Source organism: Acinetobacter sp. UBA6526 (genome assembly GCF_002434875.1).
Classification (GTDB): Bacteria; Pseudomonadota; Gammaproteobacteria; order Pseudomonadales; family Moraxellaceae; genus Acinetobacter; species Acinetobacter venetianus.
In genome coordinates this window covers 1-23368 of the sequence record NZ_DJLC01000253.1, presented here as the reverse complement: position 1 = coordinate 23368, position 23368 = coordinate 1, and the positions used below count along the sequence as shown (strand labels likewise).

The 23368-nt window shown below is 40.0% G+C and carries 23 protein-coding genes and 2 pseudogenes; 5 read left to right on the top strand and 20 right to left on the bottom strand.

The window, feature by feature from the left end; genetic code table 11:
- The 7 genes from B4237_RS17610 to B4237_RS17580 all read right to left on the bottom strand — a co-directional run.
- Positions 1-258 (bottom strand): arsenate reductase ArsC (locus tag B4237_RS17610; protein ID WP_286944294.1); only part of this gene is annotated, 258 nt, incomplete at its 3' end.
- Positions 259-264: 6 nt separating this feature from the next.
- Positions 265-585 (bottom strand): metalloregulator ArsR/SmtB family transcription factor, encoded by a 321-nt coding sequence (locus B4237_RS17605; protein ID WP_004644580.1) that lies wholly within the window; start codon positions 583-585, stop codon positions 265-267.
- Positions 586-642: 57 nt separating this feature from the next.
- On the bottom strand, positions 643-1077 hold the full coding sequence (gene arsC / locus B4237_RS17600) for an arsenate reductase (glutaredoxin) (protein WP_070153885.1): 435 nt from the start codon (positions 1075-1077) through the stop codon (positions 643-645).
- 90 nt (positions 1078-1167) lie between these two features.
- Positions 1168-1377, bottom strand: coding sequence for a DUF2513 domain-containing protein (locus tag B4237_RS17595; RefSeq protein ID WP_227543079.1), 210 nt, complete (start codon positions 1375-1377; stop codon positions 1168-1170).
- A 7-nt stretch (positions 1378-1384) separates the two neighbouring features.
- Complete coding sequence (locus B4237_RS17590) at positions 1385-4636, bottom strand: type I restriction endonuclease subunit R (RefSeq protein WP_286944290.1); 3252 nt, start codon at positions 4634-4636, stop codon at positions 1385-1387.
- Entirely contained in the window at positions 4633-5967 is a 1335-nt protein-coding gene (locus B4237_RS17585; RefSeq protein ID WP_414632353.1) for a restriction endonuclease subunit S, read from the bottom strand. The genes B4237_RS17590 and B4237_RS17585 overlap by 4 nt, the downstream gene beginning before the upstream one ends.
- 11 nt (positions 5968-5978) lie before the next feature.
- A complete protein-coding gene (locus B4237_RS17580) occupies positions 5979-8264 on the bottom strand; it encodes a type I restriction-modification system subunit M (RefSeq protein ID WP_286944286.1) in 2286 nt (761 codons plus the stop codon).
- Between the two features lie 300 nt (positions 8265-8564).
- On the opposite strand from B4237_RS17580, the gene B4237_RS17575 reads away from it, so the two are divergent.
- Together B4237_RS17575 and B4237_RS17570 are read left to right on the top strand one after the other, a co-directional pair.
- The gene (locus B4237_RS17575; protein ID WP_075696209.1) at positions 8565-8735 is read left to right on the top strand and encodes a YhfG family protein; all 171 of its coding nucleotides are present in this window, start codon (positions 8565-8567) and stop codon (positions 8733-8735) included.
- Positions 8736-8747: 12 nt separating this feature from the next.
- Positions 8748-9344 carry a putative adenosine monophosphate-protein transferase Fic gene (locus B4237_RS17570; RefSeq protein WP_075696208.1) on the top strand — a complete coding sequence of 199 codons (597 nt, stop codon included), beginning with the start codon at positions 8748-8750 and terminating at the stop codon, positions 9342-9344.
- 33 nt (positions 9345-9377) lie between these two features.
- Here B4237_RS17570 and B4237_RS17565 read toward each other — a convergent pair.
- The 4 genes and pseudogenes from B4237_RS17565 to B4237_RS17550 all read right to left on the bottom strand — a co-directional run bounded on the left by B4237_RS17565 (position 9378) and on the right by B4237_RS17550 (position 13496).
- A pseudogene (locus B4237_RS17565) lies at positions 9378-9605 on the bottom strand (helix-turn-helix transcriptional regulator).
- Between the two features lie 93 nt (positions 9606-9698).
- Positions 9699-10278: pseudogene (locus tag B4237_RS17560) on the bottom strand (hydrolase or metal-binding protein); the annotation flags it as partial.
- A gap of 357 nt (positions 10279-10635) precedes the next feature.
- Entirely contained in the window at positions 10636-11970 is a 1335-nt protein-coding gene (locus B4237_RS17555) for a hypothetical protein (RefSeq protein ID WP_032051954.1), read from the bottom strand.
- A gap of 104 nt (positions 11971-12074) precedes the next feature.
- Positions 12075-13496 (bottom strand): APC family permease, encoded by a 1422-nt coding sequence (locus B4237_RS17550; protein WP_286944281.1) that lies wholly within the window; start codon positions 13494-13496, stop codon positions 12075-12077.
- 231 nt (positions 13497-13727) lie between these two features.
- Between B4237_RS17550 and B4237_RS17545 the strand changes: the two genes are divergently transcribed.
- On the top strand, positions 13728-14762 hold the full coding sequence (locus B4237_RS17545) for an AraC family transcriptional regulator (protein WP_286944279.1): 1035 nt from the start codon (positions 13728-13730) through the stop codon (positions 14760-14762).
- A 2-nt stretch (positions 14763-14764) separates the two neighbouring features.
- Here the strand turns inward: B4237_RS17545 and B4237_RS17540 are convergent, their stop codons facing one another.
- The 6 genes from B4237_RS17540 to B4237_RS17515 form a co-directional block, all read right to left on the bottom strand.
- A complete protein-coding gene (locus tag B4237_RS17540; RefSeq protein ID WP_050676151.1) occupies positions 14765-15454 on the bottom strand; it encodes a helix-turn-helix domain-containing protein in 690 nt (229 codons plus the stop codon).
- Between the two features lie 91 nt (positions 15455-15545).
- A complete protein-coding gene (locus B4237_RS17535; protein WP_032051708.1) occupies positions 15546-15992 on the bottom strand; it encodes a hypothetical protein in 447 nt (148 codons plus the stop codon).
- Positions 15993-16002: 10 nt separating this feature from the next.
- The gene (gene msuE, locus B4237_RS17530; RefSeq protein ID WP_079282252.1) at positions 16003-16638 is read right to left on the bottom strand and encodes an FMN reductase; all 636 of its coding nucleotides are present in this window, start codon (positions 16636-16638) and stop codon (positions 16003-16005) included.
- Positions 16639-16701: 63 nt separating this feature from the next.
- On the bottom strand, positions 16702-17106 hold the full coding sequence (locus tag B4237_RS17525; RefSeq protein WP_032051711.1) for a RidA family protein: 405 nt from the start codon (positions 17104-17106) through the stop codon (positions 16702-16704).
- 2 nt (positions 17107-17108) lie between these two features.
- The gene (locus B4237_RS17520) at positions 17109-17993 is read right to left on the bottom strand and encodes a phytanoyl-CoA dioxygenase family protein (protein ID WP_286944275.1); all 885 of its coding nucleotides are present in this window, start codon (positions 17991-17993) and stop codon (positions 17109-17111) included.
- Between the two features lie 125 nt (positions 17994-18118).
- Positions 18119-19069, bottom strand: coding sequence for a GlxA family transcriptional regulator (locus B4237_RS17515; RefSeq protein ID WP_286944273.1), 951 nt, complete (start codon positions 19067-19069; stop codon positions 18119-18121).
- Between the two features lie 95 nt (positions 19070-19164).
- Here B4237_RS17515 and B4237_RS17510 point away from each other — a divergent pair, with 95 nt between their 5' ends.
- Both B4237_RS17510 and B4237_RS17505 read left to right on the top strand, forming a co-directional pair.
- Complete coding sequence (locus B4237_RS17510) at positions 19165-19713, top strand: cysteine hydrolase family protein (RefSeq protein ID WP_032051714.1); 549 nt, start codon at positions 19165-19167, stop codon at positions 19711-19713.
- 41 nt (positions 19714-19754) lie between these two features.
- Positions 19755-20117 (top strand): hypothetical protein, encoded by a 363-nt coding sequence (locus B4237_RS17505; protein WP_032051715.1) that lies wholly within the window; start codon positions 19755-19757, stop codon positions 20115-20117.
- 259 nt (positions 20118-20376) lie between these two features.
- Here B4237_RS17505 and B4237_RS17500 read toward each other — a convergent pair whose 3' ends face one another.
- The 3 genes from B4237_RS17500 to B4237_RS17490 all read right to left on the bottom strand — a co-directional run.
- On the bottom strand, positions 20377-21276 hold the full coding sequence (locus B4237_RS17500; protein ID WP_279747676.1) for a hydrolase or metal-binding protein: 900 nt from the start codon (positions 21274-21276) through the stop codon (positions 20377-20379).
- A 220-nt stretch (positions 21277-21496) separates the two neighbouring features.
- Positions 21497-22648, bottom strand: a complete 1152-nt coding sequence (locus tag B4237_RS17495) for a YqaJ viral recombinase family protein (protein ID WP_279747677.1) — start codon at positions 22646-22648, stop codon at positions 21497-21499.
- A gap of 129 nt (positions 22649-22777) precedes the next feature.
- Positions 22778-23368 (bottom strand): DUF932 domain-containing protein (locus B4237_RS17490; RefSeq protein ID WP_286944269.1); only part of this gene is annotated, 591 nt, incomplete at its 5' end.

The following is a 23368-nucleotide window of genomic DNA, read 5'->3' as shown; positions in this document are numbered from 1 at the left end:
TTCTTGTGCTGCTGAATCACAAACCGTAATCACCACATCAGGTTGGTATTGTTCACAATCATCAATGGTTTTACTCCACAAACCATCTGTTGACAGACCTAGATTTTCCAAGGTTTCAATCGTCAGTGGGTGTACCTGTCCCGATGGTTTACTGCCCGCACTATAAGCTTTCCAACCCTCTGGGGCACGACTATTAAAAAGCACTTCGGACAAAATGCTACGGCAACTATTTCCAGTACACAAAAAAAGGAATTTCATATTGTTCTACTCGCAATAACTATTGATTTGTTGAAATGATGGAGCAACTTTTGGCTGTAAATCAGCATTTTTAAGGGTGTTAAGTATGTCTAGGCACCAAATGGGTAAATTAGGATTGAGACTGTAATAGACCCATTGCCCTTGACGTCGATCTTGTAAGAGACCCGAAGAACGCAGTAAGGCTAAATGCCGTGAAATCTTAGGTTGGCTCAACTGTAATTTTTCAGTCAAATCACAGACACACTGTTCATTATTCCCAAGAACCAACATGACAATGTTGAATCGAGTTTCATCAGCCAAACATTTAAAGAAATTGATTTGATCCATATTTTTACCCACTCAAACATATGGATATATCAATATTCACATATATCCATGAAATTTTTATTTCAATCGCTGCCCATTTGCATCAATCACTTGTTCACCATCCTCTTTAGTGAAAGCACCTTTTTGTGAGAGGGGTAGAATTTCTAAAACCAGCTCTGACGGACGACTTAAACGAGTTCCTAATTCAGTTACCACGAATGGACGGTTAATCAAAATTGGATACTGAAGCATAAAATCTAAAAGCTGTTCATCCGTCCAATCATCACGTTCTAGTTCTAGCTCAGAATACGGCACAACATTTTTACGAATTGCCTCTCGCACGGTTAAACCCGCATTTACGATCATTTGAATCAGTTCATTTTTCGATGGTGGTGTAACTAGATACTCAATCACTTCAGGTTCAATGTTGGCATTACGAATTAAGGCCAATGTGTTGCGTGATGTTCCACATTCAGGGTTGTGATAAATCTTCACTTTTGGAATCGCAGTCATTTACTCAAACTCAATTGAATCTTTACATATATTTATATACGAATAGACATATATATGCAATTCCAAATATACTGCTCTTCTGAAAATGCTTTAAGTTAATAAACTAGTCAAAGCTAAACCAAGCATGACCTTAATAGATTCAAAAGTTATATCTACGCCTTTTTCTTTAGAAATCTCTTTAATATGATTCCAAACATTCTGATCTCTAAGCGTATCTAATAATTCATGCCCATCCCAAGTGTTATCGGCATTGTAAAAATGCCCCCTAACGGCATTTAAAAACTGACCCCCTTTGTTAATTTAGCGGTCATCTTGGACTGCTCAACATATCAAAGATCACCCGTGCAAATATGCTGGCCTTCGCCGGATCAGAAAGTAACTGCATCATCTGTTCCTGATGGGCGGCACTGCTACCAAGAATGGCATCATCCATCGCTTTCGGGAAATCACCCAGCATGGCTTGTTCACGGGTATTGTTGGCAATCTGCTTCATCACAATCTCATTTTCCGCCAACTTGTCACGTACCGTATAGGCATAGTTCAGCATGTCTTTATCGGTTAGGTTATCAGTGATAAAGACATCATTCAGACGCTCTATAATCTGTGACAGGAACTCTTCTTTCTTATCGCGTGGCTTGGCTGCACCGAGGTCATTGCCGGGTTCTAGCTTAAAATCTTCGGCATCTTCTTTCAGCTTGATGTCCTGCTGACGGATCTTGGACAAGCGGTAATGGCTCATGCTGACATTACTTAAGTCCACCTCATCATCTTTCGTTGCGGTTTCACGCAGCAATGGACGCAGGTTACGCGCATACAGACTAAGTTTTTCCAGTTCTTTATCATCGTAGTCCACGATCTGTGACATAAACTCGTAAAAACGGGTAAAACTTCCCAAGTCTTTTTTAAAGATTTCCAGCTTGTCTTTTTCAAGCTTGGCCTCTTTAAAGGCATTGTCGGCATTGGCAATCAGCACCGCATCATTGGTTTTCTTGCAGCGTTCCAGCATATCGCGACTGGTGTTATAGGCTTCGATGGCTTGGCTATAGCGTTTCTGCCAGCGTTCAACCGCAGGCTTGCAAATGTTACTGATCGCGGCATTGGATTTGTTCTTGGTAAAGAACGCTTCGACAAACTGTTCAACTTCCGTCCACAGAAAAATCTTGGTAGCTTTCAGCTTTTCAAACAGGTCAAAGATCTGATCCGGATTCGATACATCAGCCAGTTCTGCGGTTTGAAAGTAAGGCTGGAAGGCCCCAAGAATGTCTTCAGGATCGTTAAAGAAGTCCAAGACAAAGGTGCCAGATTCCGCTTTGCCCGGATAGGTGCGGTTCAAGCGTGACAAGGTTTGTACGCACTCAACACCACCCAGCTTTTTGTCTACGTACATGGCACACAGTTTCGGTTGGTCAAAGCCAGTCTGGAACTTGTTGGCCACCAGCATCACCTGATAGTCATCACTGTCAAAGGCCTTGCGCATTTCCCGACCTTTCAGTCCCGGGTTCATGTTGCGTTCATTAAAGGTCTGCCCGACTAAACCACTGCTGTCGGTATCCTTGTCATTAAACTCAACCTCACCCGAGAATGCGACCATAGCCTGAATGGACTTATAGCCCTGATCCGCCACGTATTTGTCAAAGGCCAGCTTGTAACGCACCGCTTCTTTACGTGAACTGGTCACCACCATGGCTTTAGCCTGCCCACCCAATAAGCCCATCACGTTATTTTTAAAATGTTCGACAATGACTTTCACTTTCTGGGAAATGTTGTGGTCATGCAGACGTACCCATTGATTCAGCCTGATCTTGGCTTTTTTGGCATCGACCTGTTTGTCGGCTTCTTCAATTTTTTGTTTGAGCTTATACACCACTTTATAGTTGGTATAGTTTTTCAGCACATCCAGAATAAAGCCTTCTTCAATGGCTTGGCGCATGGAGTAGACATGGAAGGCTTCCGGCTTGTTTTGCTTGGATGGCGGTAGCTCAGGATTGGGTACACGGCCAAACAGTTGCAGGGTTTTGTCTTTCGGTGTCGCGGTAAAGGCATAGTAGCTGAGGTTATTACTGCCCTTACGTGCAGCCACCACCGCATCCAGAATATCTTCCGAGGACAGTTCAGCATCCTCTTCGCGCTCTTCCAGCATCAACACTTCTTTCAGTTGTCGTGCCGTAGAGCCGCTTTGTGAAGAATGCGCTTCATCGGCAATCACCGCATAACGTCGCTGTTTCAGATTGGTACTGTTTTCAATCGCACGCAGCACAAAGGGGAAAGTCTGAATGGTCACAATGATAATCGGCTGTGATGTTTCCAGTGCCTTGGCCAGTTTTTCCGACTTGGAGCCATCGCCTTCTTTGTTATTGATGCGTCCGACCACGCCATCGGCATGTTCAAACTGGTAGATGGTGTCCTGTAGCTGGGCATCCAGAATGGTACGGTCAGTGACTACAATCACCGAATCAAACAGTTTCTGATTGTGTTGATCGTACAGGGTCGACAATTGATGTGCTGTCCAGGCAATCGAGTTGGACTTGCCTGAACCTGCACTGTGCTGAATCAGATATTTCTGTCCAGTGCCCTCCTCTAATGCGGCATTGATCAGTTTGGTGACCACATTCCACTGATGGTAACGCGGGAAGATCAGCAGTTCTTTTTTGTACTTGCGGCCTTCCCAGTCTTCTTTTTCTTCAATTTGCAGATGGACAAAACGTCCAATGATATTCAGCAAATTGTCCGGCGTGAGGACTTCATTCCACAGATAGGCCGTAGCGTACTGATTCTGGTCTTCTGGCACATCATTGCCTGCACCACCGTCATGCGTGCCTTTATTGAACGGCAGGAAGAAGGTATCTTCTCCGGCCAATTGGGTCGCCATATAGACTTCGTATTGACTCACGGCAAAGTGTACCAATGCGCCACGCTTAAACATCAGCAAGGGTTCAGGCTTGTTGGTTTCTGGATCTTTCGGCAAGCGGGTGCGTTTGTACTGCAACATGGCATTCTGCACCGCCTGTTTAAACTCGGACTTGAGTTCGAGAGTAGCAACAGGAAAGCCGTTAATAAACAATCGCAAGTCAATACGCCATTTCTTGGCCTGTTTGCCAGTGTCCTGTAACTCGGCAGCCGTAGCATACGGGCTATAGACCAACTCTGGCACAATGCGGCAGATGTTCTTTTTGTAATTGGCTAAGGTATCCGGATTTAGCGCATGTTCTGGTTTAAACTGACAGAGGAAAAAACGTGCGCTGCGGGTTTTGACCCCGTGACGCAGTACACCTAAAGTGCCATAGCTACGTGACTGTTCATCAGTGGCATTGATGTCGGCTTTCTTCAGCTGGGCAACCACGGCTTCTAGAAAATGCCGTTCGGTATCTTGTGGAAAGATGCGCTGAAACTTCTGCCAGTCTTGTGCTTGGGTTTGTTGCACAAAATCTAGTACGTCCTGCTCATACAAGGCGGTTTCACGGTTGTAGCCTTGTGGCGTACCGAATTGCCAGCCCTGAGCCAGCATCTGCTGAATGATGTCGTTCTGGAAAATACTTTCACGGGTGGCGTCTAGACTCATGCGCTGAACTCCGTGTCTGCCTCAGCAACCGTTGGCGCTTGCCAGTTGCGCACGTCAATTTTTCCAGTGACTGCGGCTGAGATGAGAGCAGTTCGGCGTTCCTTTAATAGTTCTACTTGCTTCTCAGCTTTATCTTCAAGAACTTTATATTTATCTAACTGAAATAGAACAAATTCAACAATCTTTTCTTGTTCATCTATTGGCGGAAATACTCCCCAAATTTTTAGCAAATTTTGTATCGATAAACGTCTTAAGGCAGCACCTTTCACAAAGCTTTCGACCTGCTCTTGCACTACATCACTTCTTAACAACAAATCCAAGAACTCTGAAATTACTTTAAAATAATTTGGCCTAATGATAATTAGTGATGATGCTACTACAAAATTGATATTAGAAGGAGTGATAGCAGTTTGACCTATTGTTCCATCTTTACTGAATAAAATGTCACCTGCAAATGGCTTACATCCTGTATGTACAAGATACTGGTAACTTTTCTCTGATGTCAGCAATGTATCTTCAAAATTAATCACACCTTCTTTGATATCTCTAATCGAAATAAAGAGATGTTCTCCATTTTCTAACTCTGGAGAAATATGCGCCCCATCTGTAATTTCTCTGCATTGGTACTTAATCAGACTTACAGACCAATGCTTTGGTACTTCCCCCAACCATTTCATCCCAGAATCTTTCATCGGAACATTTGGATCAAGTCCTTTGGTCACGGCATGGCTAATCACCGCCTGACGTTTTTCTTTGAGCAGCTCAATCAGTTGTTGTTGTTTTTCAATCAGGTGATCGATTTTGGCGGTTTCATAGTCGAGGAAATTGGCAATTTGGGTTTGTTCGTTTAATTCAGGTAATGGAAGTACAATTCCTCTAAGCTCTTCACCATTCACATGAGGGATACCCATACCTGTTGCATGTTTTCTCATTTCTGGTTCTATACAAACACAAAGATACCAATAATACTTATCTTGAATTTCATATATTAAACAGGCAGATGCCATTGTTGATGAAAGAAGCCCTTTCCTTCCTAAAACAAACTCGCCTGAATTAGAACCATCCCAAATTATTAAAGGCTGATTATCCTGAACTAAAACTAAACCTTTTTTATATTCAGCATATTTACTATCAGCTTTTCCTCTCAAGCTATCCATTGATAAATATGGATACAAACCATCAGAATAATTATCAAATAATAATTCAGGATTTTTCCCTTTGGAAAATTCAGCAATATATTTATGCTTTTTGAGAAACCAATGACTAGGAATCTCACACAACCATTCAATACCTGAATCTTGATACTCAGCATATTTCTGATACTTCGCCACTGTATTCGCCATTAAGAATGCACCTCTTGCAGAAGTTCCATAATTTCACGGCTGACCGCATCCAAATCTGCATCAATCTCGGCTAGGTCACGTGGTGGCTGGTACACGTAGAAATGACGGTTAAACGGAATCTCATATCCAACAATACCAATCTCGCCATCCTTTTCATCGCGCTTGTCGGCATTAATCCAGGCATCAGGCACATGGGGCTGTACTTCACGTTTAAAGTACTCTTCAATCAGTTCTGTGGTACTGACCTTTGGATTCAGTGCAATATTCTCGGCATCACGCAAATCCCCATCCTGCACAAACTCCACCACTTTGCCCTGGTAGTTGAACTGGCCATATAGTGGGTTTTCGGCCTGTTTCAGTACCTTGTTAATCACCGGTTCCGCTTCCGGATTCTTCCAGGTGATGGCATCTAACAGCTGTTTCTTCTCTTTGGCATCCAGCTTGATGTCGGTTTGCTTGAGGGCTTTTTTCAACACTTCATCAAACTGGTTAAAATCATCAAACTGCTCAGTACCAATCACGTTCTGTAAAGCTTGGGCTTTTTCCATCAGGGCTTTCTGGAATAGCCAGATTTTGCTGTCCAGTACCTCTTTAATGTCTTTTTCTTTTAGCTCAGGGAACTCGGCTTTAATCAGGGCACGAACTTCAAGCGCAACGTCCTGCAACTGACCATAAGTTTCTGCTGTCCACGCTGTACCAAAGACTGTGCCCAATTGCGCATCGATGCTTTGCATCACAGCATTAAACGGTTTTGGCGCAAAACGTAATGCAGCAATCGCGCTATCCGTGATCTGTGCCGATAAACGTAATGGACGTTCAATGGTCACGCGACGATAGCCAAATTCATGACTGTCAAAGATTTTGCTGGCGAATGGTTTTTGCTGTTCGGTTTCGCCATCCTGCGCCAAGGTGTCTACCGCCACAAAGTCACCGTAATTTTGGGTAATGGTGGCAATTTCAGCTTCAGTCAGATAGTTACGCTTTGAACCAAGCGACTTACGCATTTTGGTACTGAGGTTTGAGGCATTGATCAGTTGTACCTTACCTTTGCGTTCAGCGGCTTTTTTATTGCTGAGTACCCAGATATAGGTGGCAATCCCGGTGTTGTAGAACATGTCGTTCGGTAAGGCAATAATGGCTTCCAGCAAGTCGGCCTCTAAAATATAGCGACGGATCTCGCTTTCGCCACTGCCTGCACTGCCAGTAAACAATGGTGAACCATTCAGGATAATCCCGATGCGGCTACCACTTTCAGTACTGCTGGCATCACGCATCTTGCTGATCAGGTGCATCAGGAATAATAGTGAACCATCGGACACACGTGGCAAGCCTGCACCGAAACGACCATCAAAGCCCTTGTGTTCATGTTCGTCCTTGATGTCCTGTTCGATTTTTTTCCAGTCCACCCCAAAAGGTGGGTTAGACAGCATGTAGTCAAACTGATCCACAGCAAGCTGGTCATTCGACAGCGTGTTGCCGAGTTTAATCCGGCTCACATCCTGCCCTTTGATCAGCATGTCGGCTTTACAGATAGCGTAGGATTCCGGATTCAGTTCCTGGCCAAAGGCACGCATCACCGCATTCGGGTTCAGTTCATGCAGATATTCCATGCCTGAAGACAGGAAACCACCCGTCCCGGCTGTCGGGTCGTAAATGGTACGGATAATGCCGTCTTTGGTCAGCACGTCATCATCTTCCATAAACACCAGTGCAGTAGTCAAACGTACGATGTCACGCGGGGTAAAGTGTTCCCCAGCCGTTTCATTAGAACCTTCGGCAAAACGACGGATCAGTTCTTCAAACACCAAGCCCATGTCATGGTTGGATACGTTCTTTGGACTCAGATCCGTGGTGGCAAACTTTTGCACGACTTTATACAAAAGGTTGGCATCATCGAGGAGGCCGACAAATTCGATGAAGTTAAAGTATTCAAAAATCTCACGGGCATCTTTAGAGAAACTTTGCACATAGGTGCTTAAGTTGGCCTTGATATCACTCTGCCCCATTTTGCTGAGATCCATTGGGGAGGTGTTAAAGAAGGCTAGACCGTTGGTGGCACGCAGCAATAACTTTTCTTGAGCTTCTTCTGGCAGATTCAGCTTGGAGACTTTTTCATGTTCTGCCAGTACCGCAGCCTTGCTTTGTTCCAGTACACATTCCAGACGACGCAACAAGGTAAATGGCAGAATGATGCGGCCATATTGCGATTGTTTGAAGTCACCACGCAGCAGGTCGGCAACCGACCAGATGAAAGAAGCGATTTGTGAAAAGTTATTGTTGGTCATAGTGGTGAATCAATTCCTTAATTCTTATCTGTGATCAGTATCTGGCGACACTTCGGTTGCTAGAGATAATACTGATAATTTTTTAACTGTTGGATAATATTATATTATTTAAAAGCAGATTGTTGATTATTCATTTATTGCATGACAGTTAAGCGACAAATTTTGTCGTCTGGTTTCAGATTTTTCTCATAGAAGGTTCATCCACCATAACGTTACAACCCTGCTTTTGAAAGCCGTGCCTATTTATAAGCCCATCTGCTAAACTAGGCTTACATTACCTTTGTTCAAGGAAATTCCGAAATGCTAAACACTCACGAACAGAAAAAAAAATATATCCAAGCTACGCGCTTGCAGAATTATCAAGCCAGTTTAAAGCTGGAAGGCATTAACCCGTCCTCAACCGCACCGGCATTAAGTAAAGCTCAGATTCTACAGAAATATAAGAAATTCTCACAGACCTCGGAATCGTGATCAGGCTTCCTTATGGATAAATATGGTGAAATGGGTGACAGCATTTACTGTTACCCCGACTCGGACATCCTCAAAAACAAACTGAACATTCAGGATGCTAAAATTCTGCAACAGGCAGAACTGGAGTTGACTGAGTATGCCAGCACACGAATTGAGTATGCGGAGCCACCTTACGATCTCAAATACCTGCAATCCATTCACTTTCAGCTCTTTTCAGACCTGTATGCCTGGGCAGGTGAACTAAGACAAGTGGATATTGCCAAAGGCGATACCCGCTTTTGTACCTTCTCGCGTATTGAAATTGAAGCCAATAAGCTCTTCAAGCAACTTGAGCAGCAGCACTATTTTCAAGGTTTAGCAAAACCAGCACTTATCCAAAAAATCGCTGATTTTTATTGTGAACTTAATGTCATTCACCCTTTCAGAGAAGGCAATGGACGCACTCAGCGTATTTTCTTTGAGCATTTACTCGCCCACTGCGGCTATGGCGTACAATGGGATAAAATTGACAATAAAGAAGTTTGGATTCAGGCCAATATTGATGGATTCAACTGCCGGCTAGATGGACTGATCGCTATTTTTGAAGCCTGCATTATCACTCCTGAATAACAAAAAAATTAAGGGAGCCGAAGCTCCCATCCATTACTGGCTTTCCAACTTGGCTTCAATCCGCTGATTGATTTCCCAAGCTGACCAGCCAATACGAGATTCACTTAAGCGCATAGGTCGAGGAAATGTATGATCATAGTATTTTTATTTCTCATTGATCATTTCATAGATGGTTGATCGACACACATCAATTAACTCCACAACTTGTTTTAAGTTAATCAATTGATTCACTTGAAAGGTTTGTCCAACAAATGCATTCATGACATGTTCTCTTCAAATTATTTAAGCGAGCTGTCTTCCGCTCAAATAATCAGGACGCTCCGAAAAAAATAATTCGAGGGCGTCCAAACAGATCTAATTCACTGCTTGCACACTCTGCTTTAAACCTTGCTGAATCTCCTGCACATAGCCCAATTGCGCTGAATGCTCTGTATCTGCAGCACTGTCATTGTTTGGATAAAATTCCTCTAGCAATTCCATCCCCTCCTCTGCATGCACCTCAAACTTGGCATTGGCAAAACCCTGCCGTGCCATCTGATCTAAAGCGCTTTGGTTAAACCCTGCCGTCTTACTTTGCTGGTCAATTTCTTTCGCCGTTTGAATCGCCTCTTTTAAATGAATGCCATCTCTTAATGTCAGGTCCACGTAATACACAGGGGTACGATAACTTTGCGTAGTTCTCTTGCCTCTTAAGGTCAGTTGCAATGGCTGGCAGGACAGCAAGCCATTCGACGCTGCATAGTAATAACTTAAGCGTGCTGCCAAAGTTCGAATGCCTAAAGCCAGTGGTTCTAAAAACAAAAGTACCGAACTCATCCGACTCATCTAAATTGACATACAAACGTCCATAAGGTTTACACAGTCCACCTTGTGCAAATGGGCATAAATCTGGAGATGGGCAGGAATGTTGTTCTACCCCTTGATTGGTCAGTCGCTAACAAAATCCCGAAACATTTAATTAAGGTAATTTTTCTTTATTGTAAAACTGAAAAGGCATAAAAACATCCCATGCGCTTAGGCATGGGATATTTAAGTCAAGTGTGGCTTCCATGTAGACTATATGTATTTCAATCACCATCTTGCTTAAACAGTATGTATGGCGATGTAAAATTGTTTGCTCTGTGGAAATTAGTTCAAATTTTTGGTTGTAACTTTAGTAATGTCTTCATATCTAAACTGATTTAGTCCTTTCGTTCCTCCCAACTGACTGCATCTGTTTAAAGATGGAAAACTAATTCTTATATTCATGTATCCTCCGAGGATATGATATCTTTAATTTGAACCCAGCAATTTAAAAGAAAACTCCAAGGATCAGCTGTGAATAAACATTAGTATCTGCTTTACCTAACTGTAAACCACCTTCAGATGAACTCTTCTTCGGATTAAATAATCCAACTAATGGGCTGATAAAGTAATGTTCTTTAATCATCCATCTTGCGTAGATATCCACTTCACTACCGCTATAATCGTAAGCTGATTTATCTATGGTTTTGAAATTATAATAGGCTGTTCCAAGTTCCAGATCCTCTCGAGGAAAGATGCTACCACTTAAGTAATGTACTTTCGTATTGCTGCTGAACGGCCCACCATAATTTGCAGCAACTTCACCTTGAAACCAAGTCCCATAACCACCGTTTGATCCATAAAACAGTGGATCATATTGCTCTGAGAACTGGCTATATCTGTAAGTTAAACTTGGTTTAGTAACCACATCACTAAACTTCCAACTTCCCTGTACATACCAAGCATTTTCTTCTTTATTTTGTTTAGAATCTTGGTATGCATATTCACCAGAGATTTTTAGATTTTCATACCCCAAAGTATTCATAAAACGAATACTTACTGTATCCATATCACGACGATCTTTTAGGCCTAAGAGTTCCGTTAAATGTTCATCTTGATCTAGCCCATGAATCCAAGTTAATCCCCAAACACTACTATCACTCACCTTTTCCAAAGTCATTGCTGCTAACTCTGTCTTAGCTTGTGCTTTGTTATTGGACTTAAGCCAGATTAAATCGCTTCTTACCCCCTCACTTCCACCTAATGAAATTTTTGCAGTCTGTGCAAATGATTTTCTGGCAGCAAGGTAGTAAGCACCACCTCTCGAAATATTTTCGCCAAGGTCGACATTGCCATAATTAAACATATCACCCAGTATCAAGAACCCCTCTCCGATTTGAAGTGATCGCTTCCCAATAGAAATATCGACACCATCTGTTCCCATTTTCGGTAATAAATTACCAGACTTCCAACCTACATAGGCATTTTCAACATTTGTTTTATGTTCATTACCTAGCGTAACCCCTGCGGCATCACCATCCCCCCAAGTAGCTGAACTGACCAAATCAAATGCCCCATAGAGCTGACTATCACCGACTAGTTGCTGGGTCAGGCTTGTACCATATTTTGCGTACCCCTCACTCCATGAGGAATTACCTTCTACCTTATTCCCCATCACCGCATAATTCTGGTCACTATGTAACACAGCACCCACCATTTCTAAATTTAAATTAACCTTAAGCCCATCATTGTCATAGACTTCTTGCGCCTTTAAATGCATACACGTTAAAACCATAGGCAAAAGTATTGCCACCCCAACCTTTTGAGGTATTAATTTATTCATATTTTGTATCTCAGAAAGATGGTCAATGAAATACTTAAAAAGATTAACAATGACCATTTTGGATTAGAAAACTTCTAGCGACTTAAACAGTGCGTATGTATTGTTTATGCGAGTTCTTTCAAGCGTTCAAATTTCTGTGGTGACTTAGCCTTCATCAAGTTCGCAATAAGCATCCCAAAAAGGAATGTCCCTATCAGCACAAACCCTACGACTTTCGCAACTGCAATCGAATCACCAACTAAGGTAGGCAAATTGATAATTGCCATACCTAGGCAAAAGAGCAACCCAAGGAGCCCCAATACTGGAGCAACAAATGTCTTCCAAAAATTGCCTTCTTTGTTTTTTATAAAAAATACAATTACAGAGATACAAGTTAACGACAGGATAAACATATAACCTAAAGTTCCTGCACTAGCTCCCCATGTGTAAATATTGGCAACTGGATCCCAACTTAAAAGAATTAAGATGGTCAAGAGAATAAATGAACTAGCAGATTGAATTGCTGATGACATATACGGTGAGTTGTGCTTAACATGAACCTTCGACAATACTGTCGGTAAAACACCATACTTACCTAATACGTATTGATAGCGAACCACTACGTTATGAAGAGAAAGAATACAAGCAAATAAACTCGTCACAAGTAAAACCAAAATTACATCAGTAAACACTTTACCTAAATATTGCTCTGCAACTAATAAATATGAACTTTCCCCATGTTCCGATGTAAAAGCCATTATTTTGTCAGTCCCAACGATGGAAACAAGACACCAAGTTGATATGCAATAGAAAAGCCCTACAAGAATTACTGCTAAATATGTAGCACGTGGAATTGTTTTCTGCGGATCTTTTGCCTCTTCTCTAAAAATAACAGTCGATTCAAATCCAATAAATCCAAAAATGGCAAACATAATGCCTAAACCTATTGAACCACTTGAAATTACATCTATAGAAAAAGCAGATGGAGTTAAAGCAGTTACACCATTTCTTTGAAAAAACAAGAAATCAATAATGAGTACAACACCGATTTCAGCGACAAGTGCAACTCCTAAAAATTTAGAACTCAATTCAATATGGCGATAACCCAGATATGCAACAATACTAATAATGCTTAATGAGAGTATCCACCAAGGAATTTCCACGCCAAGAAAACTTTTCAAGAGATCAGCTAAAGCCACGCCAATATATGCTTCTACAGCAATCAATATAAAAAAGTATGAAATCCATGCCAGACTCGCTGAGCCCAATCCAATAGCTCGACCCAACCCTTTCTGAATAAAAGCATAGAATGCGCCAGCATTATCTATATATTTCGCCATAGAAACGAAACCAATAGAGAACAGCAACATGATTATTGTTGCTGTCAAAATATCAAATACAACCCCTCCACCATTACCCAAAGTAATAATTAACGGGGTTACTGCAACCATCACTGTTAAAGGTGCAGCAGTTGCTATAACCATAAACACAATTGAGAGAACACCAAGAGAGCCTGACAGGGACTCTTGTTTATTAGGATGATCCATAATAGTTTCCTGTTTATATGGGAATGCTCATGACTAAATTGCTAAAGCACGACCACTAAAAAATTAAATTTTTCAAATAGATAAAAAACTGATACCTACATTGTGATTATTATTATTTGTTTTTATGGCATAGAGTTCTTGAGAGTTCAGTACTTTTTTTTGTCATATAAGAGCAAATGGCATATTAATTGCATATATAAAATTACAAGTGTTTATGTGGTGGATATCGCTATGGCTCGATCATTAGCAACTATTAGCCCCAATACTCAAATTGGAGTTTATTCATGTGTCACACTCAGCTTATTTAGAATAGTTGAATCATTAGGTGTAGACCCAAAACTTTTAGAAACATGCTTTCAAGATAGAGAAAACCTATCCAAACCTTACGCAAAAATTTCATTGAATGAGTTCATAAGTGCTGTAGAAAAAACTGTAGAAATTACGGGCTATGATAACTTTTCAATTATGTATGGCTCTAAATCCGATATCGAGTCACTTGGATTACTAGGCTATATTTTCATTAACTCGAAAAATTTAAAACATGCTTTAGAATCAACATGTAAATACTTCTTATTTTTTCAAGAATATACAACCATAAAATTAGAAAAACACGGTGAGTATTATGTTGTTTCTTACAAAGTTGATGATTCTTATCTAAAAAATCAACGTTATGATGCAGAAATTACATTAGCAATTATTTGTAACTTAATTAGAAAAGTTACTTATAGTAATTGGCAACCAGCATTAATTGAATTCGAGAACTCTGAACCAGCGTTTATAGGTGATCATTTAGCATTTTTTAAGTGCACAATTAATTTCAATGCACAAAAAAACAGCATATACATTCCAAAGAAGGATATTGATACTAAAATTTTAGGTGCTGACCCCAATCTATTTGAAATATTGACCTATACTTTAGAGAATATTGGGTACAAATATAACGACAATGAAAAGTTTATCGATTTTATCGTAATGCATATAAAACTATGTATGGAAACTAAGTTTCCCCATATTGAAGATATCGCAAAATTAACGGGTATTCCGACATGGACCTTAAAAAGAAGGCTCTCCTCCTACAATACTTCGTTCAGTGTTCTTTTAGAAAAAACACAAAAAGAACTTTCCCCTCCTTATCTACTTGATGCCAATTTATCAATTTCAGAAGTAGCATATAAACTAGGTTATTCAGATATCAGTAGTTTTTCTAAAGCATTTCAAAGATGGTACGGCATCTCACCAAAGCAATGGATAAGCCAGCAACCTTGAAACTATTTGATCACCTTACTCAACAAAATACTTAACTGTAAACGGCCATCCACCTGAAGCTTGTCAAATATGCGATTGGCATTAATCTTTACGGTACCTAAAGAAATTTCCATAGCTTCTGCTATATCTTGGTTCGCATACCCTTTTGTAATAAAGTTACAGACCTCTATTTCTCGGGTAGTAAGCTTAAGATCTTTAAGGTAATTCTTTACAATGTTATCTTTAATATTGCCCAACTCAAAAATACTCGTACCAAGAATTTGATGAAGTACTTGAATAGAGCTTTCATCCCTTTTTTTATAATCATTTGGATTGGTTACTGCGATTCCTGCATAGGCATGATTATTCCTCCAAAAAACAATCTCTAAAATCTCGTCAATACCACAATCATTGGCAAAACGTTTATACACACTAACTTTTTGGTTTTCACTATTACAAGTGCTTAGCAAATTTATATTTTCATGAGACTTTAAGAAATATGCTACATTTAGCGGATCGTAATCTTGTAGTAAGTTATGGTATTTATAAATAAATTCTTTAGAGACATTTATATTTAAATCAATAAATGCATCTCTCTTATCTTCATTAATCCAATAAAACATCGCACCTTGGGCATCTAAGTAATTCTTAGCAAGAATTAATGAGTTTTCAATAATTGCGTTTTGATTGATAGCCATTTCAACAATATCCATGCAGATACACACTGCATTAGATACAATATTCATGCCAGTTTATAATTGTTATTAAAACGCTATTGCAAACTGAATTGAGAGTTAAATTACTTCAAATCCCCTCCTGAACTCCACGCTCCCATTCGTAGTAATTGATTGATAGAGAAATCGCATCATACAATGCATTATGAGGCAGCTCAGATTCAGTGAATGCTCCAATAGCAGGAAGCTTCCAAAGTTCTAATGTTAAAGGTGGGATAGGCAAATGGTAACCAGGCCTTATAATCAGCACATTAAGCAGTAATGAAATATCTTCGGGCCAATCAGCAATAACATGTATTTCATTATAATTCATAAGAAATTTTGCAAGTCTCTTTTGAAACTCGTCTAGTGATATAGGTATTTTATTCAGTCGAGGCATTACATATTGTTTTACCCATGATACTGGAGTTCGACAGTGAAGTGCTTCGTAAAAAGCTTTGCCATTTTCATCGACTAGAGCCAAAGAGATTAATGATCCACCAAATCCATTGAATTCACAATCTAAAAATAATTTCACTGTTAGCCTTTTACTTTTGAAAACTAAAGGAAGAAATACTCGAGGGAGCTAGATTTTTCTGAATGTTTTCGACACTTATTTCTCTAACTGGCTGTGATAAGTTTTGTAGAATTGGCATTGCACGAGATACTGCAAGTGAAATTCGCTCTAATAATTCAACGCTTTGAATACTATAGTTACTGTCGAAATCCTTATCAGTTGCATAAATCCCTAAAGGTAAGGTATGTGTCTGAAAAAAGCTAAATAGTGGTCTAAGTTGATGCTCGATTACTAACGCATGTTTTTCGCTTCCACCTGTCGCAGCCAATAATACAGGCTTATTAATTAAGGAATATTGTTCAACAAAATCAAAGAAATGTTTAAATAATCCTGAAAAAGATGCTCTATAGACTGGAGTACCTATAATCAATGCATCGGCATTTTCAATAGCTTGCAAACTATTTTGAACCAGTTCTGGTAATTCATTTCTATATAAAGCTTGTCCAACTAACATCCCTATTTCACTAAATTTCACTAAATGTATATCGACAGCAGTATGCTTAGAAATTTCTTCCGCAATAGTACTGACTAATGCTTCTGTTTTAGACAGTCCTCCTAAACCACCAGAAACAACAACAATTTTTAAAGTGGAATTCTTCTTAAACATAATATATCTCCCTGAAGGTGGTTACCTGAATGGGTCCTATCAGATAACCATAATTCAAATCTTTTACTCTTTGACAGCCGTAATAGTTATCTCAATCATCTGTTCAGGATGAATCAATTTGCTAATCTGAACCAAAGTACATACAGGCTTATGCTGTCCAAGATATTTTTTCAAAATCTCTCCTGACTTATTTGCAAAAGCATCAATATCCGTAGTGTAAATCGTCCAATTTGCAATATTTGAAAAACCCAATCCAACACACTCCAGACACTTCCCCGCAGTAGTCAGAATAAATTCCAATTGCTCTTCAATACATTGCCCCATGACTAAAGTATTTTCTAAACTGCCTTTTAAGGGTGCAATTCCTGAAAGATAAAAGGTGTTGCCAACTTCCACGATTTGACTAAAAGATAAGGAGTCAAAAACATCTTGTTCAAAGTAATCAATTTGAGGAGTAAAACATTTCATTTTTATCCCCCTAATTCATCAGCATAATTTTTAGTCACGTCATTGCAATTATCAGTTACGACATTAAAGCCAGCTGAACGACGCTCTTTTTTACCTCTAAAAACATCAAGAGGATCTTCGAAATCACGAACATACCCCATGGCAAAACATGCACATTGGTATCCCATCAGTTTCAACATGTCGTCATCTAAAGTTTGGGCAATTTCTGGAGGAGTTGCTAAATATTGATTCTCCTCTTGTCTTAGCCAACCAGCGCAATAGTTAATATTAATTGCTTGACGGATTTTATCGGTGGTATTTGCACCAGCACCATGATAAATTTTTCCGGTATAGATCATTACCGAACCTTTAGGCATTTCAGCAACAACTGTTTGATCTTGTGTAAATTTTTGACGAGCTCCAGCATACATACTGTTTGGGACAACGCGAGTTGCTCCATTTTCTTCAGTATATTCAGTCATTGCCCATAAGGTGTTGCATTGAGTTTCAAAATCATCTGGAAAATCAAAAAAATCCCAAGCCAACTGATCTTGGTGAAGAGTTTGTGATGGTGCACCAGGATTTACAGTAATGATTTGAGTTAATTGCAATTGCATAGTTGAAGACTTTGAAAGATGTTTCTTTGCTGAATCTAAAACTAATGGATGTGTAATAAGGTCACGTGCTGTTTTAGAACGAGCAACCAATGAACCTGTACGTTGGGTCAAATTGCCTAAAAATTTGTCTTCGCCATAAGGACTTGTCGTAATAAATTCAGACATCTCTTCTGCAATACGGTCCATGACTTCTGGCGCGACTAGGTTTTCAATAATACAGTGACCATGTTCTTTTAGAGCTTTTGCAACTTCTTCACTTGTTGCGGTGTTAGGTAAACGAATGAGTTCCATGAACTTCTCCTTAATAAAATCAAACCATCTAAGATGTTCTAACTTTATGAAAGACCGTCCGAATGCTCATCTAACCTAAGTTATATAAAATTGACCCAATTAGTCAATTTCCAAATTTAATGTGGTCAGGATTTAAACCGTTTACGATACCCTGTTGATGTCAGACCTATTGTTTTCACAAATATTTTATTGAATGAAGAGCTATCTTTATAACCTACTTGCCAAGAGATTGAGTCAAAACTCATGTTTGTTGTGAGTAACAGATCTTGTGCTTTATGAATCCGTAAATTTTGACAATATTCAATTGGAGCCAGCCCAGTCGCTTTTTTGAAACGTCGTAACAATGTTCGTTTTTCTAGATTGGCCATTTCTGCTAAATCATCAACTGTAATTTTCTTCTCATAATTATTTTGTAGCCAATGTTGAATCTTAATGATGGCAGTATCGCCGTGACTAAAATTTGGCGTAAAATTTTTATAATAAGACTGCTCTCTTGAAGGTGGGTCTATTAATAGCAATTTAGAAAATTCGATCATGAATGGTGTACTGTAAATTCTCTCTACCAACTTTAGCCCTAAATCCATCCAAGACATGATCCCCGCTGTTGTAATTAAATCAGGGTCATCAACGATAATTTTATTACTATCAATAACTACGTCTGGAAAACGCGCATTAACAATTTCATTATTCAACCAATGTGTAGTGACTGTTCGACCAGAAAATAATTTCGTTTCTAATAGTGTGAAAATCCCTGAACAAATTGAGCAAAGCACAGCACCATTTTTATAATGTTGTTCAATCCACTGTGAATAATTTTGAGCGCCCTCTTGAGACACAGGAGCTTCAAAACTGGGCGGGACAATAATAAAATTGATCGAACAGCTTACAGCCTCATGACTGTCCCAAGTTTTGATCATATTCCCATGCGACTCACGCCAATGAGTAACTTTAATGGATGCTTTATCCGTGCTTAATACTTGTTGATTGGCATATTGTAGTAGATCCGTCAAACCCCAAATTGAGGCTGAATGGGCTTCAGGATAGTGAAGGATTGCTATTTCTATCATTTTCTTCATATGTCGTTATCCACCATCATTTTGTCATTCACGACTATTCATAGATCACTACCTTTTTGTCAAGATGAATTCGAAATTTAATTGAGTAATACATTATGAGCAAACAAGCGGTCATTGTTGTCGATTTACAAAATGAATATCTACCGACAGGAAAACTTCCATTAGTAAATATTGAAGCAGCTTTAGATAATGCGGCGAAAGTTATTGAATATGCACGCACACATTCAATCCCTGTCATCCATATTCGTCATGAGTTTCTTGATCCTAATGCTTCTTTCTTCGTGAAAAATACAACTGGCGTAGAAATCATTGATACCGTTTCTCCGCTTGATGATGAATGTGTAATAACCAAAAACTATCCAAACTCATTTTTTCAAACAGAATTAGATCAAAAACTTAAAGCTGAAGGAGTTGATCAATTAACTATTATTGGTGCAATGAGCCATATGTGTATTGATGCCACGACACGTGCTGCTTCAGATCTAGGTTATCAATGTACTGTTGTAGAGGACGCCTGTACGACCATGGATCTCGAATTTAATGGTCGAGTTGTGGAAGCTGCTCAAGTTCACGCAGCGTTAATGGCAGCTTTAGCATTTGCTTATGCAAGTATTACGTCAACCACAGATTATCTTAATAGTTAAATCCTTTAAATTTTCTGGTAATTTGCATATGGAGCTATCTTATGGCACATACACAACAAGTTGACTTAATCTTTCGATATAAAGTCAAAGATGGTATGGATGATATTTTTCAAAATTATTTAGATATCGTATTAGCTTTAGTTCAAGAAAAAGAACCATATGTTTTGGAGTATTCTATTTTCAAGCAAGCTGATGGTAGTTATCTACAGCATGAGCGATATATTAATGAAGATGCGGTTGTTCAACATTTAAATGTAACTGCGGAAGGTCAAAAATATTTCCACCTAGCGGCAGATATCCTTGATGTTATGGCTGTTGGTGAAACTAATGCGGAATTCTGGAAGCAATTTGAGGGACCACATTTCGTTCGTTATAGTCGTTTGCATCAACTTCAACGTGCTTAAGCTTAGTTAAAGGGTAGCTGATAGCTACCCCTTATGCACCAAATCCTATGGAGTTAATGACACTATGGCTTACTTATCATGAAGATTTAAGGCATAGCCCTCGTGTTCGGGTATTGATTGATTTTATAGACTCTATTTTTCAAAATCGTCATAACCAACTTGCTCCATCACGGTTTCCATTCACCAAAACGTGATTTAAAAAGTTAATATCTAAATAAGTTACTTTAAATTAAGAAAAAAAAGAGAGTATCTCCCTTTTTTAATTTACAGACCTAACACTCTGCTGTAAGCCTTGCTGAATATTCTGAACCTGTGTTAAATCATGAACTTGTTTCTGATCTTGCTGTTGTGAGTTTTCAGCATAAAACTCATCAACAATATCAATTCCCTCCTCTCCATCGACTTCAAACTGTGCATTGGCATAGCCATGTAGGGCCGTTTGGTCTAAAGCCGCTTGATTAAATCCACACAGCTTACTTTTCTGGTCTATTTCTTTTGCGGTATGCAAGGCGTCTTGTAAATGAATGCCCTCTCTTAATGTAAGATCGACGTAGTACACAGGGGTACGATAACTTTGCGTGGTGCTCTTACCCCTTAAGTTCAGTTGTAGGGGTAGACATGAAAGAATGCCATTAGAGGCTGCATGGTAATAACGTAGTCGTGCTGCTAAAGTCCGAATACTATTAAAGCCCGTGGTTCTAAAGATGAATGTGCCAAACTCATCTGAATCATCTAAGTTCACATATAGACGACCATAAGGCTTACATAAGCCACCTTGCGCCAAAGGACATAGATCAGGTGATGGACACGGATGCTGCTCTACCCCTTGTTGGGTTAAGCGTTGGCAAGTTTCACCATTGCCAATACATATAGGCCTCCCCGTTTGACGATCAAATAGAGTGTACTCAGCACGTAAATTCAAATCAGGATCATTAAAGATCATCCGTACTGGGATGCTTCTGAGTTTTTGATTCGGTGCTTTCGCTCGAAGTTGTTCATCCAATGGATGTTTCACCCAACCACTATCCTTGTTTTGGATTTGGCTGGTAATGGTGAATTGGTCATCCTTTTCAGGGATGCGTTTCCCGTTCTTTTCCACGATCTTACCAATACTGATTCGACCTAAAACGGGTGGTGTAATTGCGAGACCTTTGATCATAATGTATCCTCTATGGAGTTTAAAAGTTCAGCCATAAAAAACCCTACGTTCCCAGAGGACGTAGGGTTTCTTAATCTGAGCTAGTTGTTTGTGTGGTCTATTGAAACGAGATGTTGAAATATAAAAGCACAGTTAAAACCATGCTTTCAAATGAATGACTTTAATACTACTGGTCATGCTTTCATTATTTTTGACTTTTACATTGTGGATAAAGAATGAGTTATCCACCATTCGGATAAATCTGAAAACGCCGTGTACCCACTTTAGTTTGTGGGAACTGCTGGAGGTATTCAGGGTATTGTTTCAATAAAGCCTTAGTGTCTAAGCTGATTGAGTCTTGTGATTTCTTCCACGTCACCGAGCCACCTATAAACACGGCCCGTTCTGCATCTTTCATCAGCATTTGTAGTTGATGTTTTAACTCATCGAAATACTGTTGGTGTTTTTCAACTTTGTGCCGCTCCTCAAGTAATTGATTAAAGAGATAGTTAGCCTGTTCATTTTGGCTAAGGTCTTCTACGGTTAATGGAATCTGCTCTGGATAAAGTTGTTGTAATGCTTTGGCTGCGGAATCAGAGGCATCGACACTTGGTGGAATACCTGATTCCACACATTGCCAGAAGTGACGTTCCGCATTGATGATGTGCTGGATCACCGTTTCATTCCGTGTCACTTTATAGATTTTGGTTTCATGCCCACAAATCAAGGCACAGATATGCGCTGCCTGTTTGCCTGTCACCGCCAGTTGATGTTGCACCTGACACAGCACATAAAGCGGTACACCATCTCGCCAGAGTTTTGCGCCATATTCTCCTACGGTTTTACATTCCAAAATCTGAACTTCGCCATTGCCCACCACGGCATAATCCAAATTGGCGAGCATAAAATGCTTGTCTTCATCAGGGTGTTGTAGCACGGCATTAACTCGCCGTACTTTATGGTTGGTATGCATACTGTAGTATTCAGCCACTAATGGTTCGAGCTGTTTACCCCAATAAAGTGGAGCATAGCCTGCACTTTCATCTTCAATGTTTTGTTGCATACGTCCTGTCTTGATCATCCAGAGTTCGAGCATCGACATATAGGGATTGAGTCCACAGGCCGTTGCAGCATCACTACTCCCAATGCCTTGCTTTCTGACTTCTAGCCATTGTTGGTAGTTGAGTTGCTTGGTGTTAGCTAAGCGTTTAGCAACAGGTGTTCTGCTTTTGCGTGGCTGTTTAGTTTGAGCTGGATTGGATGAATGACGTTTGCTTCGGGTGCCTACCTCGACCTGTTGGATTGGTGGGTTTTGGTTTGGATTAAGCTGAGGTACATAAGGCAATAAGGGTGGATGGTTTAAACTATTCTGAATATGGGTATGACTCTGCATGGTGTATTGATCCTATCGTTATGAAATATGTAAAAGCTGAATTTCAGGCATAAAAAAAGCCACATCTGAGGAATGTGGCGAAGGGTGTTATTGCTTAGGCTAATATAGCGTGCTTAACTGAAACTGAATTTATGCCACCATTCTGAGTGCTTGTTCTAAGCCGCGTTGTTTAATCGCAGCCCCCGCTCCGAACCATGCTGAATCGAGTCGATGATCGGTACTCATGGCACGTCTTTCGTGATCGACGAATTCCGTGATTGCGCACAGTAAACCATAGGCTGTGTCTTTGGCTGAACTGAGTTCAGCCCCTCGTCCATGTCCATTAAACATAGTCATGACTTTTGACATCGCACGTCCATTCGGTTCGGTTTTATTGTCGACTTTTGATGAGTTTGTTTGATTCGGCATGGCTACATTTCGATAAAACTGAATAATGCTTTCATCCTGTTCAGCGATACTCAGATTAGTATTGTTAAATACCGCATCAAAGTAAGCAGCTGCTTCTTGTTGCGTTACTTTACGTTGACTGAGCTGCTTCATTTCATACATGTGTTCATCCCAAGCACGCACTGATATTCCCAACTGCTGTTTGACTTTTTCCGCATCGAAACGAGTACTGTGCGGGACTTTGACCACACCTGTGTTGTTCGATCCAGCGTTTTGTGCTTTGAGTGCAATGGCTAAGGTGTTGTTACAGACCACACGAATAGAGGTGAATTG